Origin of the sequence: Lactococcus sp. FSL W8-0209 (assembly GCF_038006585.1) — a bacterium.
GTDB lineage: Bacteria > Bacillota > Bacilli > Lactobacillales > Streptococcaceae > Lactococcus > Lactococcus lactis.
This window is the reverse complement of record NZ_JBBOVN010000001.1, coordinates 2,300,758-2,306,827: the sequence shown is the minus strand read 5'-3', so window position 1 is coordinate 2,306,827 and position 6,070 is coordinate 2,300,758. Positions and strand designations below refer to the sequence as shown.

Annotated in this window: 9 protein-coding genes; 1 reads left to right on the top strand and 8 read right to left on the bottom strand. The window is 32.4% G+C overall.

Annotated elements, in window-relative coordinates:
• The 8 genes from MKX45_RS11460 to MKX45_RS11425 form a co-directional block, all read right to left on the bottom strand.
• Window positions 1–982 (bottom strand): tyrosine-type recombinase/integrase (locus MKX45_RS11460; RefSeq protein WP_340817243.1); only part of this gene is annotated, 982 nt, incomplete at its 3' end.
• Window positions 983–1,473: 491 nt separating this feature from the next.
• Window positions 1,474–1,638, bottom strand: a complete 165-nt coding sequence (locus MKX45_RS11455) for a hypothetical protein (RefSeq protein ID WP_058224134.1) — start codon at window positions 1,636–1,638, stop codon at window positions 1,474–1,476.
• Window positions 1,639–2,861: 1,223 nt separating this feature from the next.
• Window positions 2,862–3,086, bottom strand: a complete 225-nt coding sequence (locus MKX45_RS11450) for a DUF6440 family protein (protein ID WP_010905058.1) — start codon at window positions 3,084–3,086, stop codon at window positions 2,862–2,864.
• Window positions 3,087–3,221: 135 nt separating this feature from the next.
• The gene (locus MKX45_RS11445; protein WP_010905057.1) at window positions 3,222–3,464 is read right to left on the bottom strand and encodes a hypothetical protein; all 243 of its coding nucleotides are present in this window, start codon (window positions 3,462–3,464) and stop codon (window positions 3,222–3,224) included.
• A 129-nt stretch (window positions 3,465–3,593) separates the two neighbouring features.
• The gene (locus MKX45_RS11440; RefSeq protein ID WP_340817242.1) at window positions 3,594–3,986 is read right to left on the bottom strand and encodes a tautomerase family protein; all 393 of its coding nucleotides are present in this window, start codon (window positions 3,984–3,986) and stop codon (window positions 3,594–3,596) included.
• 50 nt (window positions 3,987–4,036) lie between these two features.
• Window positions 4,037–4,699 (bottom strand): GIY-YIG nuclease family protein, encoded by a 663-nt coding sequence (locus MKX45_RS11435; RefSeq protein ID WP_021212115.1) that lies wholly within the window; start codon window positions 4,697–4,699, stop codon window positions 4,037–4,039.
• Between the two features lie 158 nt (window positions 4,700–4,857).
• The gene (locus MKX45_RS11430; RefSeq protein ID WP_340817240.1) at window positions 4,858–5,052 is read right to left on the bottom strand and encodes a hypothetical protein; all 195 of its coding nucleotides are present in this window, start codon (window positions 5,050–5,052) and stop codon (window positions 4,858–4,860) included.
• 141 nt (window positions 5,053–5,193) lie between these two features.
• Window positions 5,194–5,664 (bottom strand): helix-turn-helix domain-containing protein, encoded by a 471-nt coding sequence (locus tag MKX45_RS11425; RefSeq protein WP_340817238.1) that lies wholly within the window; start codon window positions 5,662–5,664, stop codon window positions 5,194–5,196.
• A 130-nt stretch (window positions 5,665–5,794) separates the two neighbouring features.
• Between MKX45_RS11425 and MKX45_RS11420 the strand changes: the two genes are divergently transcribed.
• Window positions 5,795–5,923, top strand: coding sequence for a hypothetical protein (locus MKX45_RS11420; RefSeq protein WP_340817237.1), 129 nt, complete (start codon window positions 5,795–5,797; stop codon window positions 5,921–5,923).
• The last annotated feature ends 147 nt before the right edge of the window (window positions 5,924–6,070 follow it).

The window sequence follows — 6,070 nt, the reverse complement described above, 5'->3', positions numbered from 1 at the left end:
CAGCATTTTTGAAGTGTCTCACTAATTTTTGTCTCTCTATTTCATAAGACCTCATTTTTTGATGATATGAAAAAACTAAAGAATCATGCAAAGATATAGCACCGTCATTTTGATATTTCCGCCATTCTTTTAAACTTTCAATAGTGTCGTTATCCAAAAACACAGAACGATTACTCTCTTTTGTCTTTGCGCTATCCTGTATCACATTGCTTTGTTGAATTAGAGTTTTAGACACATTGAGATAATGGTTGTTAAAGTCAATATCAGACCAAGAAAGAGCCATAGCCTCCCCTACACGTAAGCCAGTTGCAAGAAGTAGTTTGTATAAAGTTTTACTCTTTCGATTGTCCGTGCTTGGTTCTAAAGTATCAAGATACAACAAGAATTGTTTTAGCTCCTCATTATCAAAATACTTAATCTTTTTAACTGTCCTTGTCTTTAACTTAGGAGGGAAAACCTTTATAGCTGAATTATCCTCGATAGCTCCTAATTGCATACCATAATCAAGAATACGTTTGATGAAGTTAAGAAGTAGCTTATAATCCTTACATTTTCCTCGCTCACGCTTACCGTTGATTATTTCGGCTGTATTTGCGTTATTAGCCCATTTATTGACAAGTTCCTGCAATAACATTGGCGTTATCTTAGAGAGCTTGTACGAGCCAATAGGAGGCAGTATATAATTACGTAAGTAATTATCAGCAACACTTATACTATTTTCCTTAACTGTCAGCTTATAACTCTCAAACCAACTCAAAGCCAAGGATTCAAAGTTATCAAAAACCACTTTTTCCCTTGCAATTGTAGACCCATTATTGATAAACTTATTTATAGCTTGGCGTGCTTTAGTTTCACACATCTTTTTACTTTTAGCAGTTACACTTGTTCTTACTTGCTTACCTGTGAGATTATCCACACCCAAATAAACGTTAGTTCGGTACACCTTTGTACCGTCTTTTTTTATATATTCTTTAATATTCATAATTATTTCTTCCTTTCCATTTTGTACTAATGTCAGGCAAGGCATGTACGAGGATTGAGAAATATTATTATTAGAGATATTTAGTTAACTGGTTTATTAGTTTATAGAGTTATTAAATTCTCTACTGATATAGTATATTTTACGGTATCAACGGTAACAAAGTATTATAAAGCTATATAAATAAAGGGTTTATAGTGATACCATTCTCTAAAAGAAGAGTAATTATAAAGTATCAACGGTAACAACTATAAGAAACAGACTGATAGTTATTTAGAAGTGAAAGAACGCCAAGCAAAACTAAATAATTTTTTAATAGCCCAAAATATAATAAAACTTTTAATTGTTTCTTTGATTGCTTTAAACATTTATATTTCCTCCTATCAGCTTTTAACGTGGTTCAGGTTTGCACGTATTGGGGTTAAGTAAAAAAAGATTCAATAATTTACTTATGGAATTGGTGGAAAAAGGGGGGAATTTGTTATAAACGACTATTATTTCAATGATTCCGCAAGCGTTAGAGTTTTTCTATCAACTACTCTTATATCTTCATTTTCGAGCCGAACAATATAACAATTTTGCAAAGTTGTAGATTCATCGCCAGTAACAATTGTGGCAGTCTGTCCGTCTGATAGTTTGATAACGTCGTCTTTTTTCATGGTGTAAATTCTTTCTAATTTTATAGTGGATATAAGCCACTTTGATTATATTGAGGAGTTTGAAATACTCCGTCACGGATGATATGAATTAAAAAATATATTCATACCTTTGGTTTTCACAGATATGAACTTTCGTAAATTTCTGATAGTTAAGGTAAAGTAAAAAAGTTACTTGCCCTAATTAGATTGTGGCAATAGTCGTAAAATGCGACCTCAGGTAGTTTAATAAAAAATGTAATGAGTATGTTGTTATTTTCTAATTTGAAAACCAATACAAAAAAGTGTAAGATGAAAGTATAATGATTTTGAGATGTCATTACTTTCAAGTATAAAGCTACTCTTTGGTGTGGCTTTTAAATGTACAAATTATAGAATATGTTGTATAATCTATTTATTCCAAACATAAACTTTTCATGAAGTTTTGCGTTAAGCGTCCTATTTCAAACTAGGGCGCTTTTTTTATTTTCTATATTAAATCCAGTTGTTTCATTTTATGCAATATCTTCATTATTGCTGACCTCGGCAAAATTGGCTGTTATGCGTTTAGAGTAGTTTAGAGTAGATTAGAGCGAACCTATAGAGATTTGTACAAAAATGTTCATATCCTATTCTTGGTTTCCGAAAAAAGTGAAACCAAAAACATATAAATAAAAATGAGATTGTGCCAATTTGGCACTAACAAAGTTTAGACAAGGTTAATCACAAAAATGTGAGAAAGTATTCGGAGTTGTCGGAGCTATTAAAAAAGGGAGGAACGAATCGTTACTACCTAGGGAGTCGAGAATCACGACCCCCTTAATAACAACAACGAAATTTTCGTTTTTGCCACTTGTGGCAGAAAGTTGGGACGATTAACGGAGGGAAAAATCACTTCGTTAATACTTAGCTTGTCAGTTACTTGCAAAATGTAAGCAAACTGACAGCGGTTCAGGGTGTAAAGATTTTAACGCCCTCAAAATTGTGGAGGTTATCAACACTAGACAAAGTCTATACCGACATCACGTCGGTCAGGGGTAACTTTGAGGTGTACCCATTCAAAACAAAAATGTTATAGCTCCGTAGTTACAAATACACAGCAAATTCTAGCAACATACAAAATTTACATGCTGTCAGTATCATACTGAACAAGCGTACCTAAAAGTACACTTGTTAATTGTTGGCAAATGTTGGCATGAAATTGACTTATCAGGGTATAATCCCAAAATTTATCTAGAGTTTATATACTAATATAAATCAAAATGCGATTCAGAATCTGGTTTAGCTAACAGTGGTTTGCCATTCTTGTCTATCAACGGTGTTATTCCACAACCGTCAGAATCTTTATTAACCACCATATATTGTACGCCAGTATTTTTATCAGTAATTATTTCTACACCGCTTAAAATACCTCCAGAAGTTCTTTCAAAGCGATCTTTTATCTCTTTTTTTGTTATCATTGTTATAATCATTCCTTTCCGCTTCGTTCCAAGACACAACACGAGATGAAAAAGTGTTGTACTATATTCACACCTCTTTTTCTCAAATCAAAGTCTCTTTGCCGATATATATTTATATAAAATTAGCTGAGCAAGTGATTTGTTTTATTAAAGATTCAAGTTACCTGTTGCAAAAAGAAGTAATAAGGCACCAACTATTCCAAAAATAACTCCAAGAATTCGTTGTTTAATAAAACTTACATTTCCTAAAAGCACTCTAACTAAAATAAACTGTCTACTAGCAAAAGTAAATAGAAGGCCAATACCCAATATAATACATGAGATAAGTGCTAATGGGTTATGACTAAAAATTTGAATAAGGTTATCTGATTCGTTCGTAATATTATCCACTTTATTTTCCTCTTTCGCGTGCGCTCAAGCGCTTTTTATTTTGCATTCCTAAAATTTAGGACTTGCTATATAGATTTGAACCTTAGCATTTCTTAGCATACTGGTATTGGACTGTTATAAGCAAGTATTTTATAAGTCTCCTGTAAGGAATTGCGCTCTTCCCCCAAAGAAACTCCAGTCTTCATCACTATTAACGGTCAAATTTATCATTATATCTTCTGCCCTTATTTCAAGTTTTTCATTCAATCTAGAAACCAATTCTTTATAAAAATTAACTTTTTGTTCCACAGTTCGTGGGCGAGTGACTAAACTAAAAACTATTACTTTATCTGTACGATTTACTCCCAAACCAGTATCAAGTATCTGCATTTCAAATATTTCATGTTGAGTTACAATTTGATAGCGGTCTCCCTCGGGTGCTTCAAAAGCTTCTAACATGACCCGATAAGAGATCTCAAGTATTTGCGTAATTTCATCAGTTGAATAGCTATCTTTAATCATATCAAGTTTCATTAATGGCATTTTTTCTCCTTTTATCCATTTTTAGTGAGTGGAAACACTTTAATTAAGCACTATAGTAATTCAGAATTTACCACTGGTTTTATTTTATCTAACTGTAAACCGTTATATTCAAACCAAGCAAATCCATTTCTATCTCGGCCTTTTTGAGAATCTAATAACTGATGAGTTTCATCATAACAACAAATCGCTGCCCTTGATAAAGACTGCTCAGTTTTACAACAAGGGCAAATAACTCTATTTCTCCTGTCTGTCACTCTTGCGATTAAGTTTTTGTTTCCCTTAAAAACAAGTCGTCCACCAATTGGAATATTTAAATAATCAAAAGTTCTGTTTGGACGTTGCCCAATTTTTCTTTCTTTAATTGGAATTATTTTTTTAATGATCTCTGAGTTATACTCACTAGGATGTATTAGCTCATTTTCAGAATTTATTGCTAGTAGCGAAAAAGCAGATTTAACTTGATTAAAACTAACCGTGAACCACTCCTTTTTACTTGATTGTCTTTTGTCTGTAAAGACATTATGAAGTAGTCTTTCAGCTTTTTGATAGTTCTCTAATCTGAAAGCAAAAAGTAATAGTGTAGGATTACTGTCTGGCATTCCTGTATTATTAAATTGCTTCAGGCGTTTATGTAAATTTTTGGTTTGCCCTATCTTTATCATCCCTGGGAATGATTTGTTTTCCAAAGCGTAAACATACCCTTTTTCAGACATTATTATTTTCCTCTCAAACTCTAAGCGCTCTAAAAGCGCTTTTTATTTTGCATTCCTAAAATTTAGGAATTGTTTTATATATTTGAACCTTAGCATTTATTAGCATGTTGAGAAATGTTGAGGTTCACAGCTATATAGACTTTAGCACTATTAAAATTCTAATCTATTGCTTTTTTCATTTCATGAATAACTCTTCTTAATTTTGGCAAAGGTAATTCCATCAGGTCAGTAAACTGTTCTTGTGGTAGTCTGTAGTGTTCTCCAAACATTTTCTCATACTCAGCTATAATTACAGCCTTTTCCATTTTTTCATCTAGGTTATCAATATTCTTTAAGTAGTCCGATAGTTTCATGTTTCCTCCTTTTTTTACCCCACCAAATCAAACCAGCACAGCTCATACAGCAACGCACACGCCTCGTCATAGGCGTTGTGATGATAGCCGTAGAAGCTCTACTTCTTATTTTTTCGATTATAAATTTTACATGAGTTTGGTTTATTCCTTATCGTCATCTATAAGTTTCATTACCGAGCTATGTCTTAAACTGTTGAAATCTGAAATAGGATTTAGAGCTTTGTTGATTTCGTAAGATTTATCAAACAAATCTTTGTCGAATTCTGTTAGATTATCTTGACATACCGATGCAATTATTTCCACGGCTTTTTTCGCCACTTCAACGTTTTCTTTGACACTCTTTCTAAAAATGAACTCAAACCATATTCGCCTTAGTTCTTCATAAATATATTCATCTTTACTTGAGTCCTCAATCCCTAATAATTGACTTTTTGTAACACCTAGAACATCAGCTATCTTTTGAATTTCTCCCATTTTAGGGGTTCTTTTCCCGTTTTCCCATGCCGATATAGATGATTTTGCTTTTCCTACCCTTTTTCCGAGTTCTTCCATAGAAAACCCTCTAGCTTTTCTGAACTCTTTGATGTTTTCAGCAAACTTTATATCATTCATTCTCTTACACCTTTTATTTTATTAAAAATATTATAGCACAAAAAGTTTTGTTTTTGCGTACCTTTTTAATTGACAATGCAAAAAAAATAGTTTATTATAGTACACATAAACGAAACGAAGGAGATTTAATATGACTTTAGACGAGCTTATTAAATCTAAAGGTTTCATGATTTCATTTGTCCAACAAGAATTAGGACTGAAAAAATGGAACTTTTGGAATAAGAAAAAAGACCCAGAAAACGGCTTTAGTATTGCATAACTTAGAAAAATAGCTAAAATTATAGGAGTAGATGAAACGGCAGTCTTTGAAGCCGTTAAAATTAGCTCAAAAAGTACACAAATTCAGAACGACAAAAAATAAATCATCAAAGAGAACAATCGTTGATAGTTATGAGTAATTTCTATC